General features: G+C 62.3%; 16 protein-coding genes. 8 read left to right on the plus strand and 8 right to left on the minus strand.

The window, feature by feature from the left end; genetic code table 11:
- Positions 1–231: 231 nt before the first annotated feature.
- The 4 genes from ABW18_RS01310 to ABW18_RS01325 form a co-directional block, all read right to left on the minus strand.
- Complete coding sequence (locus tag ABW18_RS01310) at positions 232–1,401, minus strand: acyl-CoA dehydrogenase family protein (protein ID WP_083444267.1); 1,170 nt, start codon at positions 1,399–1,401, stop codon at positions 232–234.
- Positions 1,398–2,891, minus strand: coding sequence for an acyl-CoA synthetase (locus ABW18_RS01315; protein ID WP_200903188.1), 1,494 nt, complete (start codon positions 2,889–2,891; stop codon positions 1,398–1,400). The genes ABW18_RS01310 and ABW18_RS01315 overlap by 4 nt, the downstream gene beginning before the upstream one ends.
- A gap of 77 nt (positions 2,892–2,968) precedes the next feature.
- Positions 2,969–4,414 (minus strand): carotenoid oxygenase family protein, encoded by a 1,446-nt coding sequence (locus tag ABW18_RS01320; RefSeq protein ID WP_200903189.1) that lies wholly within the window; start codon positions 4,412–4,414, stop codon positions 2,969–2,971.
- Positions 4,415–4,551: 137 nt separating this feature from the next.
- A complete protein-coding gene (locus ABW18_RS01325) occupies positions 4,552–5,376 on the minus strand; it encodes an IclR family transcriptional regulator (RefSeq protein WP_160318035.1) in 825 nt (274 codons plus the stop codon).
- A gap of 140 nt (positions 5,377–5,516) precedes the next feature.
- On the opposite strand from ABW18_RS01325, the gene ABW18_RS01330 reads away from it, so the two are divergent.
- From ABW18_RS01330 to ABW18_RS01350, 5 genes are all read left to right on the plus strand, one after another.
- On the plus strand, positions 5,517–6,227 hold the full coding sequence (locus ABW18_RS01330; protein ID WP_200903190.1) for a nuclear transport factor 2 family protein: 711 nt from the start codon (positions 5,517–5,519) through the stop codon (positions 6,225–6,227).
- 62 nt (positions 6,228–6,289) lie between these two features.
- Entirely contained in the window at positions 6,290–7,789 is a 1,500-nt protein-coding gene (locus ABW18_RS01335) for an aldehyde dehydrogenase family protein (RefSeq protein ID WP_049697204.1), read from the plus strand.
- A gap of 10 nt (positions 7,790–7,799) precedes the next feature.
- Positions 7,800–8,897, plus strand: a complete 1,098-nt coding sequence (locus tag ABW18_RS01340; protein ID WP_049697205.1) for an amidohydrolase family protein — start codon at positions 7,800–7,802, stop codon at positions 8,895–8,897.
- Between the two features lie 2 nt (positions 8,898–8,899).
- Positions 8,900–10,264, plus strand: a complete 1,365-nt coding sequence (locus ABW18_RS01345; protein ID WP_049697206.1) for an MFS transporter — start codon at positions 8,900–8,902, stop codon at positions 10,262–10,264.
- A gap of 33 nt (positions 10,265–10,297) precedes the next feature.
- On the plus strand, positions 10,298–11,761 hold the full coding sequence (locus ABW18_RS01350) for a benzaldehyde dehydrogenase (protein WP_049697207.1): 1,464 nt from the start codon (positions 10,298–10,300) through the stop codon (positions 11,759–11,761).
- Between the two features lie 172 nt (positions 11,762–11,933).
- Here the strand turns inward: ABW18_RS01350 and ABW18_RS01355 are convergent, their stop codons facing one another.
- Positions 11,934–12,902: a PDR/VanB family oxidoreductase gene (locus ABW18_RS01355; protein WP_235434259.1), complete on the minus strand. Its 969-nt coding sequence runs from the start codon at positions 12,900–12,902 to the stop codon at positions 11,934–11,936.
- Position 12,903: 1 nt separating this feature from the next.
- Complete coding sequence (locus ABW18_RS01360) at positions 12,904–14,025, minus strand: aromatic ring-hydroxylating dioxygenase subunit alpha (protein WP_049697208.1); 1,122 nt, start codon at positions 14,023–14,025, stop codon at positions 12,904–12,906.
- Positions 14,026–14,149: 124 nt separating this feature from the next.
- On the opposite strand from ABW18_RS01360, the gene ABW18_RS01365 reads away from it, so the two are divergent.
- The gene (locus tag ABW18_RS01365; protein ID WP_049697209.1) at positions 14,150–14,749 is read left to right on the plus strand and encodes a PadR family transcriptional regulator; all 600 of its coding nucleotides are present in this window, start codon (positions 14,150–14,152) and stop codon (positions 14,747–14,749) included.
- 8 nt (positions 14,750–14,757) lie between these two features.
- On the opposite strand, the gene ABW18_RS01370 is transcribed toward ABW18_RS01365, so the two are convergent.
- Together ABW18_RS01370 and ABW18_RS01375 are read right to left on the minus strand one after the other, a co-directional pair.
- A complete protein-coding gene (locus tag ABW18_RS01370) occupies positions 14,758–16,038 on the minus strand; it encodes an HRDC domain-containing protein (protein ID WP_049697210.1) in 1,281 nt (426 codons plus the stop codon).
- Between the two features lie 10 nt (positions 16,039–16,048).
- The gene (locus ABW18_RS01375; protein WP_049697211.1) at positions 16,049–16,687 is read right to left on the minus strand and encodes a DUF3000 domain-containing protein; all 639 of its coding nucleotides are present in this window, start codon (positions 16,685–16,687) and stop codon (positions 16,049–16,051) included.
- A gap of 208 nt (positions 16,688–16,895) precedes the next feature.
- Between ABW18_RS01375 and hemE the strand changes: the two genes are divergently transcribed.
- The gene (hemE, locus tag ABW18_RS01380) at positions 16,896–17,921 is read left to right on the plus strand and encodes a uroporphyrinogen decarboxylase (protein WP_049697212.1); all 1,026 of its coding nucleotides are present in this window, start codon (positions 16,896–16,898) and stop codon (positions 17,919–17,921) included.
- Positions 17,922–17,940: 19 nt separating this feature from the next.
- Positions 17,941–19,356 (plus strand): protoporphyrinogen oxidase, encoded by a 1,416-nt coding sequence (gene hemG / locus ABW18_RS01385; protein ID WP_049697213.1) that lies wholly within the window; start codon positions 17,941–17,943, stop codon positions 19,354–19,356.
- Positions 19,357–19,436: the final 80 nt, after the last annotated feature.

Here is a 19,436-nt window from a genome sequence, read left to right on the forward strand (position 1 = left end):
CAGCGGCAGGCGCACGGCTAAGGTGGTCGAGGGGCTTGGGGGAACCCGCCTCTTCCGAAGACTCCTTGGACTCGCTGCTGCAACACCGTGATCAGACCGAGTCCGGTTGGCCGAGGTCGTGCGTCGCGGTGGCCATCACCGGTCCGGCCTTGCCTGCCAGGCCAAGCGCCGTGGTGTCCTTCCCGTTGAGCTCGCCAACCGTGGGGTGCAAAAGTGCCGAGCTGATGCGGCTCAGCGCCGTTCGCTGAATAGCTGCCGTGCAATGACCAACCGCTGAATCTGGTTGGTGCCTTCATAGATCTGGGTGATCTTTGCGTCACGCATCATACGTTCGACGGGGTAGTCCTTGACGTAGCCTGCACCTCCCAGGATCTGTACGGCGTCCGTGGTCGCTGACATTGCGGTGTCAGAAGCGAAGCACTTCGCCATTGCACCAGCGAGACCGACTTCGGAGTGATTTTGATCACACGCGATCGAAGCGGCCCAAGTGAGCAGACGCGCTGCGCGGATATTGGTCGCCATGTCGGCAGCCATGAACTGGATTCCTTGGAACTGCGATATCGGCGACCCGAACTGCACACGCTGCTTGGCGTAGTCGGTCGCCACGTCCAGGGCGGCCTGCGCAATACCTACCGCCTGCGCCGCGACGACCGTCCTGGTGCGGTCGAGAGTGCCCAACGCGATCCGTAAACCGCGCCCGGCCTCGCCGATCAGGCGATCGCTCGGAACAAATACGTTGTCGAACGTGATCTCCCGTGTCGGCGAACCTCGCAGCCCCATCTTGCGTTCGAGCGCACCGAACACGATTCCGGCGTCGGTCGATTCGACGACGAACGCGCTGATCCCGCGTGCTCCTGCCGATGGGTCCGTCGATGCGAACACGATGTAGACGTCCGCGTGACCTGCGTTCGTGATCCAACGTTTTGTCCCGTTGAGTGTCCAGCCGCCGGGTACCGCCCTTGCATGGACTCTCATGCTCGCTACGTCACTGCCGGCCTCCGGCTCACTAAGGGCGAACGCGCCGAGAAACTCTCCGGACGCGATACGAGGCAGATACTTCGATTTCAGTTCTGGCGAACCCGCCAACAGCACTGGAGTGGCGAACAATTCGCTCCCACCGGCAACCTGCTGAGTGGTTGCGCAGGCTCGAGCGATCTCCTCGGCAACAATCGCGGAGGCGAGGTGGTCTCCGCCCTGACCGCCGTACTCTTCTGGCACGCCGACTGCATGCAGGTTCGCTGCGATGAGTGCTTTGAGTGACTGTTCCGGGAACTCGGCGCACTCATCGACCATTGCTGCGTGGGGTGCGATCTGCGTGTCGGCCACGGCTGCGGCGGTCTCTCGCAGGGCGCGATGCTCATCGCTCAAAAGCCAGGTCGCTTCGACCGATTTCGGAGTCAACGGACCGATGCTTCGTGTGTGGCGTCGCTTCGCAACGCTGTCTTGCGGACCTTTCCCGAGCCCGTCCGCGGGAGCCTTGGAACCACCGTGATGCGCTTGGGAACCTTGTAGCGAGCGAGTCGGGTACTGGCAAACTCTTGTACCTCGGAGACGTTGATCAGCGCATCCTCGTGGGAGACGACGAATGCGTGGCCGACTTCTCCCCATCGGTCATCGGGCATACCGATCACTGCCGCCTCGGCGACATCGGGGTGCTCGAACAACACGGCCTCGACCTCGGCGGGATAGACGTTCTCTCCACCCGAGATGTACATGTCTTTGAGGCGGTCGACGATGAAGAAGAATCCCTCGGTGTCGCGATACCCGATGTCTCCTGAATGAAACCATCCGCCGTCGCTGAACGCTGTGGCAGTTGCGGCGGGATTGCGCCAGTAGCCAGTGCTGACGTTAGGCCCTCGGATGATGATCTCTCCTGTTGTGCCAGGGGGACATTCGGTGCCGTCGGCGTCAACGATCATGACTTCATCGAACATCACCTGGGCGCCGGCCGATCCAGCCTTTCGTACGGACTCATGCTGCGGCAGGAACGTCGCCCCTGGCGCCGTCTCGGTGAGTCCATATCCCTGGCAGAATGTAATGCCCTTCTCCATGTAGAGGTCGATGAGGTGTCGCGGTATGGGCGCGCCACCGGACATCACGCTCCGTATTGACGCGAGGTCGGTGTGGGCCCAGCGTGCCGAGTTGGTCAGGTCCGCGAACATCGTCGCGACACCGAACATCCATGTCACACCGTGTGATTCGATGAGGTCCAACGCGAGATCAGCATCCCACTTCGGCGCGATCACGCTCCTCCCGCCTTTGAGGTACACGGTCACGACGAGTTGATTGAGTGCCGCGACGTGGAACATCGGAGCACTGACAAGCGCTACCTCGTCGGAGCGAACGTCGACATCAAGCATCAGATTGAAGCTGTTCCATAGCAGATTCTCGTGACTGAGAATTGCGCCTTTTGGTCGCCCTGTTGTGCCCGACGTGTACAGCAGAAATGCGGGGTCGGTCCCACCGACTTGCGCTGCGGGCACTGCGATTGCGGGGGCGGCCACCGGATCGGGCGACCACACGGCAACGTCAACGATGAACGAGGCATCTGCAAAAGACTCTGAGTCGGCGCATCTTTCGGGACCGAGGATGAGCGCGGATGCGGCCGAGTCCGTCAATTGATAGTGAAGTTCGTTGTGTGTCAAGCGGTTGTTCAGCGGGAGGAACACGCCGCCGATCCGCACGACGGCGAGCATAGTCTCGATGAGAGCAGGGTGGTTCTCGCCGAGGTACGCGACTCGATCTCCCTTGCCGACACCGGCCGCTGCGAGAGCGGCTGCGCGGATGAGAACTCGACTATGAACCTCGCGATATGTGATCTGATCACCGAGGTAGACCAAGGCGACCTCGCTGCCGCTCATTGCTGCGCGTCGCTCGGACAGTGTCGCCAAGCCTGGACGAAAGCCACAAAAATCTTCCACGTCATCGCGGTACATATGAGACTCCTTCATCTCGACCTCACTCAGGCTCATGCGGTTCGACCGGCGAGTTCGTCCGACGACACCCAATTGCCGTGTAGTCCTGACTTGATACGCATGGGCATCCGTAGGGTTGCTACAGGCGGGCGGTCGACGTGGGCGGCATCAAGGATCACCAGCTCGCTGTACATGCGGTCGCGCCGTGCCACCACGACGAACACGTACCCTTCGCCCTCGCGTGCAGTCTCGTTGGCGGGCACGAAGATTGGCTCACCGACCGTCGAATTCTCTCCGGGATCATAGAATTTCGTCGTGGCGCTCGCGTGATCGATAGTGCCGACCCAACGGAATCCATGACTTGATTTCTGTTGTCCTGGAAGGTCATTGACTGCCATGACGCCCCAGTGGTAGCGGAGTGTCTCGTATCGGTCGTCCATGCGCGGAAACTCGCCCGCAGCCCTCATCAGCCTTTCTTCGGTGAATCCATCCGACCCATCGGACATATCGATCGTCCACCGGCTCAAGCGGGTCTTGCTGCGCTCCGGGTCGTAGGTTGCGCCGGTGATGTCGGGGAACCAGGGGAAGTAATTGGTCTCCGCAACCGGTGTGTCCAGGTAGATCCGGCGGCCGTCATCGTAGGCGCCCATGATGTGGCTGGCGAACCGATTCGATCCTCGAAACCATCGCAGTTGTCGCGCAGTGCCTTTGCGTGGCAGGACACCGAGGTACACGTCCTCGTTCGGGTCCCAGAAGAACTGTGGGTTGCCCTCGCGCAGCCATTCGGTGCTGCTTCGTAGCGGCACGATTGGAAAGACGACGAAATTCTGGGTCACGGCAAAGTCGTGAATCATGCACGAGTACGGGGCTCGAATCCACGTTTCATGAATGATGCTGCCATTCGCATCCGCCTCGTAGTAGGCGATATCGGGCGTGGCCTCGCCGGTCGCGGCGTAACCGAAGAACACCATCTCGCCCGTCCTGGGATCGACCTTGGGATGTGCGGTCGACGTCTCTGAGGTCATCGCTCCCTCGAACTGATACTCACCCAAGGTTTCGAGTGTCACCGGATCGATCAGGATGGGCGGGCTGTCTTCCTTCGATGCATACAACCTGCCACCGTGGAAGAAGACGTTTGTGTTCGCCAGTCCACGACGGACGCCGGCGACGGTCGGGTCGTCGGTGAAGGCATTGCGGTATGCGCCGAATAGCGACCTACCCGCCTTCTCCTCGGCAACGAAGCGAGGTGTGCGCACATAGCGACTCTTGAAATCGACTCTGCCGCTTCGGAATGTGAAAGACATGACCATACCGTCAGAGTTGAATAGTGCGAGATCGTTGGGGATGAACGACGGATAGTGCCTATCGACGACCACGCGGTAGTACGAACCGTCAAGATGCTCGGGGACTTCTCCCTGTACGCACTCGAGATCGGTGATGTCTGCTTCGAGACGCATGGGCGCTTCGAACGGGTCCTCAGTGATGGGAAAACGGTCCACGACCACGTACTCCTTTGTCGGCACCCGACGTGACGCATCACGGAGTGCACTTCTGGGGTGATGTGAATCACGACATCACTCGGAGCTGGACCAGTCCAAAGAACAAGCCGAGCATTCCGCTATATGGAACGTGGTCGTCAGGAGCGGTTGTCGCGCAGTCGGACGGAGATGTCGTTTGCCGCCTGCATCACCTGTGCGACGTGCGCATCAATCTCAGACCGCGTGCGTAACCACGTCGCGAACCCGGTGAGCACGACCGCCCCAGCCGGGGCGCCGCTACCGATGAGGACGGCGGAGGCAAGGCTTGTCAGGCTCGGGTCGTACTCGCCGACGCTCACGGCCCACCCTCGACGTCGGACGACGTCGAGCTCGTTCAACAGCGCATCCCAGTCGGTGATCGATCGGTCCGTGTGTCGTGTAAGTCGCTTGCCCGGAAACCGGTGGCGTAACTCTCGTTCGGACTCGTGCGCCAGAATGGCCTTTCCGCCCGCCGTGCAATGGGCGGGCAGTAGTGCGCCGAGTCCTGACGCCGCAGTCGTCGTCCGGCCTCCCGGCAGAGCCTGGACTACACGCACGGACTTTCCTTCTAGGACATAGAACGAGACCATCTCGTCGACGGAATTGCGGAGTTGCTCGAGCACTGGCTCGGCGGACTGTCGCAGGTCACGCGCGCTGGTCGCTGTCAGCGCTAATTCGTGGATAGCGGGTCCGATCACGTATGGCCCGCCCGAGACGTCCTGTCGAACAAATTCTGTTCTGCGGCAGTTGTTCAGCACGCGGTGCGCGGTCGATGGTGCGACGCCGAGCTCCCGTGACAGTTCGGCCACCGTAATCGATCCGCGTTGGCCGACGAGCTTGACGGTGCGCAGTGCCAGTTCGGCCGAGGTCATGCCAGATGCCCGACGTGGTCCGTCAGGTGGGTCGGCCAGCGTGAAGCTGTCGCCATGTGGAAATCGAGCCATGTCATCAGCTTTCCACATAGGAGAATCTGCCACCGCGATTCTTGGCGATGTGCGCCACATCCAGCTTAAGTCTGTGAAGTCCATCACGGAAAGCCGAGGCCCCGTCCTCGGTGCCGTCCACGAGTACGAAAGCGATGTCAATGACCGACACGATGACAGCTCCAACTCCCACAACAGACGACGCGCTGTCCACGCTCACGCGGCGCGTTGATCGCCTCGAAGCCGAGCTCGCTGTTCGTCGGCTGCAGCATAGCTACGGCTACTACCTCGACAAGTGTCTCTATCAAGAAGTCGCTGACCTATTCAGTGACGATGCGGAAGCGATCTTCTGCGGTGGTGTCTACCGTGGCCGTGCCGGCATCAACCGCCTCTATCTTGACCGCTTTCGTGCCCGGTTTACTCAGGGACACAACGGTCCAGTGTTTGGTTTCCTGCTCGACCATCCCCAGCTCCAGGATGTCATCAGCGTCAATTCCGACGCGACGGAAGCCAACGGCCGCTTCCGGTGCATTATGCAGGCAGGCGTTCACGCGTCGGCACGTGAGCAATTCGCCGGTCGGACGACCCACGATCAGTGGTGGGAAGGGGCGCTGTACGAGAACACCTACGTTCGCGAGAACGGGGTGTGGAAGATCAAACGCCTCGATTACCAGCCATTTTGGCACGCCGAGTACGCCAAGGGTTGGGCGCAGACCGAGCCCATGAACGCAGTCATCCCGATCGAAACCTATCCGGTTGATCCAGTCGGCCCCGATGAGATCCGTCCTTTCGCGCTGTTTCCGAACACAGATGTCGTCGACTTTCACTACGCACATCCGGTCACAGGCAAAGCGTGGACCGAATCAGAATGACTCGGTGGGACGTAATGAAACGTTTAGCAGCGAATGATGTTGTCGCCGAATGGTCTACCGCAATGCCGTCTGTGTGTGGTGGAGATCTGCACTTCGGCGAGGTCACCAATCCCGCTCGTCCAAGGGAAGTCGTAGGGCGATTCGCGCGGAGTGGCCGCGCAGAGGTCGAACTTGCGGTCGCAGCCGCGAAGCAAGCGTTCCCCGCCTGGCGAGATCTCGGAGCGGGCAAGCGGGCTAAGTGCATGCGCGCGGCAGCGGAGGTCGCTGACGGCCTTGTTGACGACTTGGCTTCACTCCTCACCGCAGAGGTAGGAAAGACGCTAGGCGAGTCGCGAGGTGACGCGGGTGGTGCCGCACGACTGCTGCGCGAATTTGCCGACCTTGCCTCAGCAGCTGACCGCGAGACCGATCTTTCCAGTGATCCGGCTTCGTATGCCGCAACGGACGTGCTCGTTCGTCGGGTGGCGCTCGGGCCTGTTGTGGTCATCTCTCCATGGAATACCCCAATTCACCTGGCATTCAACGCCGTTGCTCCCAACCTCATCGCAGGCAATACCGTTGTAGTGAAGCCGCCGGAGGTAGCTCCTCTGGCTCTGACGGCGCTCGTGGCTGCTCTCGCGGCAGTGCTCCCCGAGGGTGTGCTGACGGTGGTGCCTGGGGAGGGGGCAGTGGCAGGTGCGGCTCTCACCTCACATCCCGACATCCGGGGCGTCTTCTTCACCGGCGGTATCAGCACTGGGCGTGAGGTTCTGAAGTCGGCTTCGGAAACCATAAAAAAGGTCGCCATGGAACTTGGCGGAAACGACGCTGCTGTCGTCCTCGACTCTGCGGTGATCAACGAGGATATGGTGCGCGAACTCGTTGTCGGCTCGATGGGGTGTGCTGGCCAGATCTGCTTTAACGTGAAGCGAATCTACGTTCACCGGAAGCACTTCGATGCCTTTGTCGAGTTGTTCGTCGATCTGGCCGGTCACATTGTCGTTGGCGAGGGAACGGATGCCTCCGTCGACATCGGCCCCCTTGCGACTGAGGAGGGCCGAAACCGAGCCGTACGACTGATTGAGCAAGCGCGCGCCGCTGGAGCAGACGTGAGAGTGGCTGGGACCTACGCAGATTCGGCTCGTGTCGATGAAGGCCACTACGTTCTGCCGACCATCATCACCGGCATCGCACCCGACGACGAACTCATCCTCACTGAACAGTTCTGTCCGGTTATTCCGATCATCGCGTTCGATTCCGACGACGATGCTATTGCTGCGGCAAATGGCACAGAATTCGGACTCGCGTCCTCGGTCTGGTCGACCGATGTCGAACATGCGATGCGCGTCGCCCGGCAGATCGAATCCGGGAGCACCTTCATCAACGTCCACAGACTTGGCGCATCGGTGTCCTCGACGCCGTTCGGCGGCGTCAAGCACTCTGGGCTCGGTCGTACACACGGCGAATACTCGTTGCTTTCCTGCACCGAGGAGCACGCCATCGTGCGATTCGCTGATCCGGCGCGCGATCTACCGGGGATCGCCCGCTGGAATCACCTCCGCGCCTCTTCATCGACATCGTAAGGAAGCCACCATGAATGACCAGAAGGCCGTGGAGCGCGGCTACCGCAGGATCGCGGTCGAGGAAGCCTACGCGCCGACCGAGATGCTCGATCTGTACCGCCGCCTCCTTGACACAGGTGCGGTCAATGATCGCGGGTTCGAGTCTTTGATGGGGTTCTACCTGCGCAGTGACGCAGCGAAACCCGTTGCTGTCCGGCGTCGATTGGCAGATCTCGGAGACGAGAGGCTCGCCGATATGGACGCGGCCGGTATCGATCATCAGGTGCTATCACTGACATCTCCTGCCACGAACGTGCTGGATGTCCCGAGTGCGCGTGAGATCGCTGCGCTTGTCAATGATCGGCTCGCAGAGGCCTGCGCTCGGCATCCGGACCGGTTTTCGGCGTTGGCAGCGGTTCCATTTCAGGACGTCAACGCCGCAGTGCGTGAGTTGGATCGGGCAGTCAACACCCTCGGACTGCGAGGTGTGATCGCGAACTCGCACATCGCGGGAACCTATCTCGACGCCCCCCGCTACGCGCCGGTTCTAGAAGCGGCGGAAGCGCTCGGTGTGCCCGTGTATCTACACCCGAACACTCCGACGAACGAGATGATCGGCCCGTTGTTGGACAGTGGAATCGACGGCGCAATTTTCGGGTTCGGCGTCGAGACCGGCATGCACCTGCTGCGAATCATCACCTCCGGCGTGTTTGATCGTTTCCCCGACCTCAAGCTGGTGGTGGGGCACCTCGGCGAGGCGCTCCCGTATTGGCTCAGCCGGATCGATTACATGCACGCAGCACAGGTCGCGGCAGGTCGGTATGAGGCGATCAAACCGCTGCAGCGAAAGCCGAGTGAGTACTTCCGTACGAATATCTGGCTTACTACCAGCGGAATGCCGTGGCAGCCGGCAATCATGTTCGCGCGCGAGGTCGTTGGCAACGACAGAGTCATGTATGCCATGGATTACCCATACCAATACGTTCCGGAAGAAGTTGAAATTCAAGACAATCTGCCGATATCCGCCGCAGATAAAAGAGCGTTCTTCGAGACCATTGCGGTAGATGTCTTCGGATTACGAGAACCGGCCACGGCGGGTATCGCGTCGCCATCCACGAAGGGGCAGTGACCATGAGTCTGGCCGAACAGATAAAAGAGTCGTCCATGAGCCGATTCCAAATACTCACTGTCATCACATGCTTGGCGGTCGTTGTCGTCGAGGGCTACGACGTGATCGTCATGTCGTTCTCGGCGTCGGCGATAGCAGATGAATGGGGCGTGACACGGAGTGTTCTCGGTTACGGGCTGAGCGCGTCAACTGCAGGTATGGCGCTGGGTTCGCTCTGCATTGCCCCCATCGGCGATCGCATTGGTAGACGGATGGTCGGGTTGAGTGGACTCGCAGTCGTCGCAGTGGGTATGGCGTACTCGGCTGTTGCTCCCGATTTCGGCAACCTGATGCTGTCCCGCCTTATCACGGGCGTCGGTATTGGAAGTGTGATGGCCTCAGTCGGCGTCGTCATCGCAGAGTATTCGTCACGTCGCCGGGTAGGTCTCACAATGGCACTCTTTGCCGCCGCGAACGGTACAGGCGGAGTCCTCGGTGGCCTCGCGGCAGACATGCTGATCTTTAGCCATGGTTGGCGGTCGGTGTTTGCAGTCGGCGCCGGCGCAACCTTGGTCATCTTCGTCGTCGCTCTCGTTGCGATGCCCGAGTCGCTGGCATTCCTGTCGACCAGAACCGACGATCGCGCGCAACGGCGACTGCGCAGAATCGCGGCCAAGATGGGTCTCCAAGTCGATGCCGAGCACCTCCAGGTGTCCGGCGGCGTGGATAGTAATGGGCGGTATCGAGACCTATTCGCACGCAGCACCGTAGTCAGCACCATCCTGCTGTCGCTCGGTTATGGCGCACTGATGACGACCTTCTACTTTATTGTCAGCTGGACGCCCAACCTGGTGTCCGATGCCACCGGTGATGATCGCCTCGGTATACAAATTGGTGTTCTGCTGCCACTCGGTGGAATCGTTGGTTGCGTGGCGTTCGGTCTTTTGACCGCGGTCGTCAGAGTTCGACCCTTGGCGGCAGTTGCGCTATCGCTCGCGGCCGTATGTACGCTGCTGATGGCGTACGCGCTGAGTACAGGGAGTGCCCCCATCGTCCTAGCGCTAGCAATCGGGGTGCTTTTGAATGCGGGAATCAGCGCGTACTACGGCGTCATTCCATCGGCATTTCCAACTCAGATACGCACGACGGGATTCGGTTTCGTTCTCGGCATATCCAGAGTACTGGGGATAGCATCGCCAATCATCGCGGGATATCTCCTTGGCTTCCTTTCCGGTGCAATGGTATTTGGACTCTTCGGAGTGGTGCTGGCCTTATCTGCGATCGCTTTCATTGCGCAAGGCCGGTTGTCTGAATCTGAAGCCGATGATGTGCCGACTGAGTCCACTGGAGCCGTTCTTGCGACTCCTGCGCCAGCATTTGACGATTGACCACCCAGCATCATCGAGAAGAAGGAGAACAATATGACTGAACTACTGGAGAAGCCGGTATGGGAATCGGCAGTTTTCAACGGCACGTGGAACCCGGGAAGTGGTAAGGATCTTCCGGTCGTCGAGCCTGCTACTGGCGCGCAGCTGAGCACTGTCGGAGGTGCCAGTCCCGCGGACGTCGACGCTGCTGTGGCGAAGGCTGCAGTTGCGCAACGGGAGTGGGCCAACACCCCGTATACGGTCCGCGCCGCGGTCCTCCGACGGGCCGGCTTGTTGTTTGAGGAACATGCCGACGAGATCAACGAGTGGATCGTTCGGGAGAGCGGCGCGATCACAGCCAAGGCCGAACTCGAAACGCACGTCGCCGCAGAGGAGTGCTACGGAGCATCGGCGCTCGCCGCACATCCGTACGGCGAGGTACTGCGCTCGGAGCAACCGCGGATCAGTTATTCGCGGCGGATGCCGGTTGGTGTGGTGGGTGTAATCGCACCTTTCAACTTTCCGTTGATCTTGTCGATCCGAGCCGTGGCCCCAGCACTCGCTCTCGGTAATGCCGTTGTGCTCAAACCGGATCCGCGTACGTCGCTCTGTGGGGGTGTCGTACTCGCACGGATCTTCGAGGAAGCCGGGCTTCCGGAAGGGCTACTGAGTGTTTTGCCCGGCGGCGCCGACGTCGGCGAGGCACTGGTTGTGCACCCGCATGTCCGGGTCATCGCGTTCACCGGCTCAACCGCGGCTGGACGAGCGATCGGAGAGCTGGCGGGCCGTCACCTCAAACGTGCTCACCTCGAACTCGGTGGCAACAACGCGCTCATCATCCTTGACGATGTTGACATCGAGAAGGCTGCGTCCATTGGTTCCTTCGGTTCATTTATGCATCAGGGACAGATCTGCATGACAGTGGGCCGACACATCGTGCACGAATCGGTCGCTGCCGACTACGCGACCGCGCTGGCTGAGCACGCGTCGCGTTTACCGGTCGGCGACCCGTTCGTCGAACAGGTGGCACTGGGGCCGCTGATCGATGCCGGACAACGTGACCGGGTGCATGCCCTGGTGTCCGCGAGCATCGATTCCGGTGCACGTGTGCTCGCTGGCGGAACCTACGATGAGTTGTTCTATAGGCCAACGGTTCTTACCGACGTATCCACATCTGCGCCTGCATTTGCGCAGGAGGTTTTCGGTCCGGTCGCGCCGATCGTGTCGTTCGCGGATATCGATCAGGCTATCGCGATCGCGAACGATTGCGAGTACGGGCTATCGCTCGGGATTCTGGCGGCAGACGGACTCCGCGCCTTGGAGGTGGCCGACCGGATCCCGACCGGGCTTGTTCACATCAATGATCAGACCGTCAGCGACGAGGCAGTGATCCCGTTCGGTGGTACAGGCTTCTCTGGCAATGGAGGCAGGGTGGGCGGAGTGGGCGCAAATCTCGACGCCTTCACTGAAACCCAGTGGGTCACTGCGCAGTCGGCGTTGGCGAGCTATCCGTTCTGAGTCCACTTCGTAGTTGAGGCCGACGCATGACGTCTGGCAGTACCGCCACCGCACTCGCGGTGGCGGTACTGCTGTATCGGTCTCACGAATGCGCGCCAAGTACGGACAGGGCGCACGCATAGAAATCGCCGCACCCGATTTCGGGTGCGGCGATCGTCAATAGTGGAGCGGGTCAGGGAATTTCGAGTGTCACGCTTGCACGGCGGCCGCCGGAGACGACTCGGGACACGCAGCAGCACATCGTGTCGTCCGCCGACTTCTGCTTCTCGCTCAGGAAGACGTCGCGGTGGTCGATTGTGCCGTCGCTTGCCACAACCTTGACCTGGCAGAGTCCGCATTCGCCTTTTCTGCAGTCGAACATCATGTCTGCGCCGGCCTTCTCGAGAGCGGCGAGTAGCGAGTCGCCCGGGCTGACGGTCGTCGTCAGGTCGAGCTTGGGGATTGACACGACGAACTCCTCAGCGTCGAACCATCCACTGTTGCCGAATGTCTCGTAACGCAGGTCGGTAACCGGCAGGTCGTGGTCGAGCCAGCAGCGTCTCACCGCATCCATCAGGCGGATCGGGCCGCACATATAGAGTTCCGTGCCGGTGCCGAGCGCTGCGATAAGTGAGGTCACATCGAGGCCGGAGCCTTCATCGTCCACGGCCACATCAATGCGGTCTCCGTGCAGCGCAACCAGTTCGGGGAGAAATGCCATCGCTGACCGTCTACGCCCAACGTAGACGAGGCGATAGTCGGCGCCCACGCGACGTAGTACCGCAGCCATTGCCGCGATGGCCGTGATACCAATGCCGCCTGCCAGGAGTACATATCTCCGTGCGCCGACCCTCAATGGAAAATTCTGCAGTGGCGCAGTGACATTGACGTCGTCACCCGGCGCCAAGTCATGCATGAAGGTCGAGCCACCGTTGCTTGTGGGCGACAGTCGTACCCCGATCGTCACTGCTCGGCCGTCTGCGCTGCCTGACACTACGGAATACGACCGAGTTGTTCCGTCGGGGATCCGGACGTCGATATGCGAACCGGGCTCGGCACGATGCGACTGTTCGGTCTCGATGGTGATCTGTGCAATCCCGTCGGCAGCCGGACGTGTCGAGGTAATTCGCCCGTACATCCACGTGATCTTGTTGTCGGTCACGCTATCTCACCGATCCGCTTGCGAGTGCATCGATGTTTGCGACGGTCGAACGTTCTGCTTCGATCATTCGCTGGATGATGCGCCGGACCCACATTCCGCCAGCGTCGATGTTCAGGTTATAGAACTCATGGTCGGGGTTTGCTTCGATCGCCCGCTGCTGGGCGGTCAGCATCTCCTCGTCTTCTCCGAAGACGTTGTGTACACCATCGCGTAGTTGCGTGGTGATGAGTTGGCTATCGAGGCAGTAGTTCCGCATAAAGGCCCAGAAGTACAGTGCCGTCCGCTTGTCCACGGGGCTGATTGTGTTCATTACGTAGCCGTTGACGCCATGACTTCGGTCGCCTTCGGGGGCGCCGCTGCCTGCCTTCGCAACTCCGACGTCGATGCAGATCGTACCCGGCGCCTGAAATTCGATGATTTGCCAACGGTCGACCTTGCCCTCGAAACCGGGGAACTTGTCGCGCATGTTCTTGAGCCAGAACGGTGGTGCGTCGATGTCGTGCATCCACCGGCTCACGGTCACGGTGTTGTGCGTATGGGTGACTTCGAAGTCGGATTCACTGAGTTCGTCCTGCCCAATCGAGGAGGAGTGAACGAACTCCTCGTGTGTGAGATCCATCAGATTGTCGAGAACAAGCTGATAGTTCGCTTGGACATCGATAGTGAGTCCATCACCTGCCCACTCGGGGGAATCCATCTGATGCATATCAGGAATTGTTGCGGGGTCCGCAAGCGTCGGATCTCCCGGCCACACCCAGAGGTAGCGATAGCGCTGCTCTATGGGGTAGGAAGCGACCATTGCTGAGGGATTGATTGTTTCCTGAGCTGGCATCTGCGTGCATCGCCCCGCTGAGTTGAATCGCAGGCCGTGATAGGGACACTGAACCTCGTCGTTGCCTATGCGCTTGCCCATCGAGAGAGGCGCGAGTCGATGCCAGCAGGCATCCGCAAGTGCAACTGGTCGTCCATCTGAGGTGCGATACAGGGTCATCGGAGTGCCTGCGATGGTGCGAGGTAGCAGCGACGACGAGTTGACCTCGTGGTCCCACGCCGCTGCGTACCACGCGTTGAGCGGGAACTCCATGTTCTTGGCGGTCGCGCCGCCCGGTCCTAGATCGGTCAAGGGATCGTCCTTCCAGGCTGTGTAATAGCTATCATCATAGTTATTAGGTGATGTGAGACACACGATAACTATGGCTATAGTTATTCGCAAGAGCCGTGGCCGGACACTGCGGGTAAGGAGAGTCGTGAGCTTGCGATATGCACTTCTGGCGGTGCTTACTGCTGGTCCGCTGACCGGATACGACGCCGCGAAGCGTTTCAGCTCTTCAGTCGGGCATGTCTGGAGTGCGCCGGATTCACAGATCTACCCCGAACTGCGCCGGATGGAGCGTGAGGGCCTTCTCGTCGGTGAAGAGGTTCGGTGGGGACCAAACAGCACGAAAACGCAGTACCGAATCACCGACGCGGGTGTGGAGAGCTTTCGTGTCTGGGTGAACACGCCACTCGGCTACTCGCCGACCCGCGATGTGCATCGCACTCAAGCAGCCTATTTTGAATGGGCAAGTCCCGAGTCGGCTCGGCAGATCCTGCTTGCTCACGCTGCTCACCATGCTCGTCAGGTCGAATTGCTTACTGTCATACGCGACGGAATCAAGGCGGGCACCGACCCGGCCATCAGTCGTCGACTAGAAAGTGCACCTCAGTCAGATCGAGAGCGAATAATCGCGTACAAAGTGCACATGTACGACGGCATGATAGCGCAAGCGAACATGGAAATAGATTGGGCGCGTGAGGGTTTGGATCTCGTCAATCGAATGAACCCAGGTCGCGACGTGGACCAATAGGAGTAGCGCTAGTCGCCCGACTGTGCCGTCGTCGTGTCTGCGTTCAACGCATCGGCAAGAGCAACGTCGGTCAGGTCGCGCTGCCACGGTCGGGCCCCGCCCGCCGCGAGGTACGCGTCGACGGCGTCCGGTGTCGCGGGCAAAGCCACTCCGTCCCAGGCGAGTTGGCGTACCAGGTCGGGTGCGAGGAGATTCTCGACGGGCAGGTTGTTGCTCTCGGCGATCTCTTTGACGATCGGACGGACCTGCGCGATGCGCGCGGCGGCGTCGGGGTTGCGCTGTTCCCACCTGCTGATAGGTGGGAGTCCTACTGTCGGACCGCGTTTCGACGGCAGTTGGGATTCGGGGAGGCTACGCGCGCGATCGATCGCGCCGAGCCAGATCCCGGCCTGACGGCGTTGCCTGGGGCCGCCGAACACGGGCAGTCGGGTCAGCTCCGCCTCCGAGGTAGGCATGGCGTTGGCTGCGGTGACGATGGCCGAATCGGGCAGGATTCGGCCGGGTGCGACATCACGACGCTGAGCGAGTTGTTCACGGGCAGTCCACAACTCGCGGACCGCAGCCAACGATCGGCTGCTCTTCACGGTGTGCACGTTGGCGGTCCTGCGCCATTTGTCGACGCGTGGGGCAGGGGCCGGCCGGTCGAGAACGTAGCGGAACTCCTGGCGTGCCCACTCGTCCTTCCCCTGCTCCACCAGCGCCTGTTGCACGGCGTCGCGTAATTCGACGAGCACTTCCACATCGAGCGCGGCGTAGTTGAGCCAATCGTCGGGGAGCGGTCGGCGCGACCAGTCCGCGGCGCCGTGGCCCTTTTGGAGGCCGAGTCCGAGATAGGTGGCGACCATCGCTGCGAGATTGACCTTGGGCTCGCCGAGAAGGCGCCCGGCCAGTTCGGTGTCGAAGACCGTCTCGCAGCGGAAACCGAGTTCGCGCAGGCAGGGCAGATCTTGATCGGCGGCGTGCAATACCCATTCCGGGCCGTCGAGGGCCTCGATCACCGGGGCGAGTGCCTCGGGCTCGCTGATCGGGTCGAGCAGGAAGGAGCCGGAGCCAGTGCGACGCAACTGAACGAGGTACGCCCGCTGCGAGTATCGATATCCCGAGGCGCGTTCGGTATCGACGGCGATGGGGCCGGTTCCGGCGGCAAGGCATTCGGCGGCATAGGCGAACTCCGCCGCGCGGGACAGCACGGGTGGAACACCGTCGGCGGGTGCGAGCAATGGTTCGACGGCCGGCTCTGCGTCGACCTCGATGCCGGAGTCGGCGGGCCGATCGTCGGACGTACTCATCTCGCTGTACTCACACCGAGCCGAGTTCGGTGATGCCGACCGGCGGCAGACCCGCGGCCGACGAGAGCACCTCGCAGAACGCCTCGAGATGGCCGCCGAGTCCGTCGGCAGTGGGAGCGGTCCACGAGGCTCGCAGTTCGAGCTGATGTGCTCTGGGCGGTCCCGCGATGTCGCCGTAGCGCACCGACGTCGTCGACGTGACCGTCCCGCCGAGCGCTGTGACGACGATCGGTTCGCCGGTCCGCGACATCTGGGTGCCGTCGCTCGACGTCGAACCCACTTCTGCGCCCAGCGCATCGGACAGCCAACTCCACGCCACCTCGGGCAGAAGTGGATCCATGGCAAGAGCGGCCTCGACCTCGGCCTGGATGTAGGCGACGAGGCGCATGGTGCCGTTCCAGGCGTCCTGGCCTGCCGGGTCGTAGAGCAGGACCAAGCGGCCGAACGCGCTTCCCGACGAGTCGACCGGCACGTCGTCGTCGATATCGGGTACGCGCACCTCGGCGCCTACGGCGTAGCTGTACGGGGCGAGTCGCTGCGGGGGACGGATCGGCCCGACCTCGATATCGCGTCGGATCTGGGCGGTGTGCAGCGACTCGACCGCGGTGCGGAAGTCAGCAGGCTCCGTCGGAGCTCCAGAGGAGGTCACATCTCGACGGTAGAGTGAGGTAGGCGTGGCCGACGGGAGGCGCGCCGGGCAAGGGGGCCTTGGTCGGCGGTCTGTCGGGTCGGCGGCGTGTCGGGTAGTCGGGGAGCTCTCAGAGTAACGCCGACCTGGTCGGCCTGCGCCGTTGTCGCACATGGCAGAGTGATTGGTGATGTCACACCCTGCCCGCACGCGCCGAAATCATGCCCAGATGCCGCTCATCGCTGCCGCGACCGGAGGCACGCCCACACGTCGCCCCGTGTGGTTCATGCGGCAGGCCGGCCGATCCCTGCCTGAATACCGTGCCATTCGTGCCGATCACGGAATGCTCGAGTCGTGCTTCGATTCGTCGATGGTCTGTGAAATCACCATGCAACCGGTGCGGCGCCACGACGTCGACGCCGCAATCCTGTTCTCCGACATCGTCGTCCCGCTCAAGGCCGCCGGAGTCGACCTCGACATCGTGGCCGGTACCGGCCCGGTCATCGCGCATCCGGTGCGGACCGCCGACGACGTGGCACACCTCCCAGTCCTTGACCCCCAATCGGTGGGCGCGATCGCACGGGCCATCGGGTTGATCCTCGACGAACTCGACGACGAGACCGCACTCATCGGATTCGCGGGTGCGCCGTTCACCCTTGCCTCGTATCTGATCGAGGGCGGACCGAGCCGCAACTACACCATCACCAAGTCGATGATGTACTCCGATCCGGAGCTCTGGCATGCGTTGATGGGGCGTCTCGCCGACATCACCATCACCTTCCTGCGCACCCAGCTCGACGCAGGCGTCGACGCGATCCAGCTCTTCGATTCGTGGGCCGGTGCGCTGTCGGATGCCGACTACCGGACCTTCGTCGCGCCACACAGTGCGCGCGTGCTGGCCGAGGTCTCCGATTTCGGCGTGCCCCGCATCCACTTCGGTGTCGGGACAGGGGAGTTGCTCGAGTCCATGACCAAGGTCGGAGCCGACGTGATCGGCGTCGACTGGCGCGTACCCCTCGACGATGCCGCGCGCCGGGTCGGCGGACGAGTCGCAGTGCAGGGAAACCTCGATCCCACAGTGCTTTTCGCCGGCGACACGGCGGTCGACCAACATGTTCGACGCATCGTCGCCGAGGGCGAGCGTGCTGTCGTGCACGGCGCGGCCGGGCACATCTTCAACCTGGGGCACGGTGTGCTGCCGGGAACCGATCCGGATGTGATCACGCGGACCGTCGAACTGGTCCATTCGATCTGAACGCTCGCGAGGTGAGGACATGACCATCGACGTCGCCGTTGTCGGAGCGGGCATCTCGGGTCTCACCGCGGCGTTCCGGCTGCGGCAGCAGCTCGGTCCCGACGCACGTATCGACCTGTACGAAGCGGGGGAGCGGACGGGCGGAATTCTCAAGACGGTCGACGTCGGTGCTCACGGTCGGGGGTCGGTGCTCGTTGATGTCGGCGCTGAGGCGTTCATCGTGCGACGGCCAGAGGCGCTCGGTTTGGTCACCGAGCTCGGACTGGCTGATCGGGTGGTGTCGCCGACCGGGCGTCGACCCGCATTGTGGGCGTCTGGCCGATTGCACGACATGCCCCGCCCCGCGCTGATGGGGATTCCCGCAACGCCCGACGCGGTGGCCGACCTGGTCGATCCGGCAGACCTCGAGCGGATGCGTACCGAACCGGACCGTCGGTTGGAATGGGCTCCCGGTACCGACGTCTCGGTGGGAGATCTTGTCGCCGACCGGTTCGGCCCGTCGGTGGTGTCGCGCAGCGTCGACCCGATGCTCGGCGGGGTGTATTCGAGCCTGGCCGCGGATATCGGTGTGCGCGAAGCACTTCCGGCTCTGGCGGCACAGCTCGATGCGGGTGCGCCGAGTCTGACGGCCGCGGTCGGCGCCCTGCTGGCCAACCCGACCGCGACCGGGCCGGTCTTCGGAACGTTGGTCGGCGGGTATCGAGTCCTCGTCGAAGCGCTGCTCGACGCCGCGCGACCCGACCTCCGCCCGTGCGCGGCGGTGACCGATATCCGACGCGACGGCTCGCGATGGGCACTGTTCACGGGCGATCGCCCGGCCGGTGCCGACGCGAGCTACGACGGCGTCGTCCTGTCGACGCCGGCCTGGATGACGGGACACATGCTCCGCCGTGAGGTGCCCGACGCCGCGTCGACGTTGCTGGCGGTCGAGCGGGCGGGGTCGGTGGTCGTGTCCATCACGCTGGCGCCCGACACCGCACTTCCCGACAACTCCGGGGTGCTCGTCGCTACGGGAGAAGACCTGCGCGCCAAGGCTTTCACGCTCAGCTCACGCAAGTGGGCGCATCTCGGCGAACCCGACGCGGCGCTGTCGGTGCGTGCGTCCTTCGGCCGATACGGGCAGCCGATTCCCGGCGAGGACGTCGAGCCAGGGATCGACGATCGCCTGCGCGACTGGGCACTGGCCGATCTCGATCGTGTGTGTGCGGCGGCAGGCATCGAGCCGTTGACGGGACGCGTCGTCGACACTTTCGTGCAGCGATGGACGCTACCGCGTTACGCGCCAGGACATCTCGCGACGATGGCGAGGGTCGAAGAGTCGCTGCCTGCCGGGCTGGCCCTGGCCGGCAACGCGGTGCGGGGTGTCGGAGTCCCCGCGTGCATCGGTCAGGCAGGCAGGGCCGTCGAACGCCTGCTCGGCGACCTGGAGGCCTAACCCCGCTGGTCGAGCGGACGTGCGCCCAACTTCGCTGGTCGAGCGGCGTGAGCCGGAGCGCCCAACCCCGCTGGTCGAGC

Origin of the sequence: Gordonia jacobaea (genome assembly GCF_001186365.1) — a bacterium.
GTDB lineage: Bacteria > Actinomycetota > Actinomycetes > Mycobacteriales > Mycobacteriaceae > Gordonia > Gordonia jacobaea.

Coding starts and splice junctions, on each gene's coding strand:
- ABW18_RS01345 (WP_049697206.1), top strand. CDS start 8,900: ATGAGTCTGGCCGAACAGATAAAAGAGTCGTCCATGAGCCGATTCCAA.
- ABW18_RS01330 (WP_200903190.1), top strand. CDS start 5,517: ATGACCGACACGATGACAGCTCCAACTCCCACAACAGACGACGCGCTG.
- ABW18_RS01340 (WP_049697205.1), top strand. CDS start 7,800: ATGAATGACCAGAAGGCCGTGGAGCGCGGCTACCGCAGGATCGCGGTC.
- ABW18_RS01370 (WP_049697210.1), bottom strand. CDS start 16,038: ATGAGTACGTCCGACGATCGGCCCGCCGACTCCGGCATCGAGGTCGAC.
- ABW18_RS01335 (WP_049697204.1), top strand. CDS start 6,290: ATGCCGTCTGTGTGTGGTGGAGATCTGCACTTCGGCGAGGTCACCAAT.
- hemG (WP_049697213.1), top strand. CDS start 17,941: ATGACCATCGACGTCGCCGTTGTCGGAGCGGGCATCTCGGGTCTCACC.
- hemE (WP_049697212.1), top strand. CDS start 16,896: ATGCCGCTCATCGCTGCCGCGACCGGAGGCACGCCCACACGTCGCCCC.
- ABW18_RS01350 (WP_049697207.1), top strand. CDS start 10,298: ATGACTGAACTACTGGAGAAGCCGGTATGGGAATCGGCAGTTTTCAAC.
- ABW18_RS01325 (WP_160318035.1), bottom strand. CDS start 5,376: ATGGCTCGATTTCCACATGGCGACAGCTTCACGCTGGCCGACCCACCT.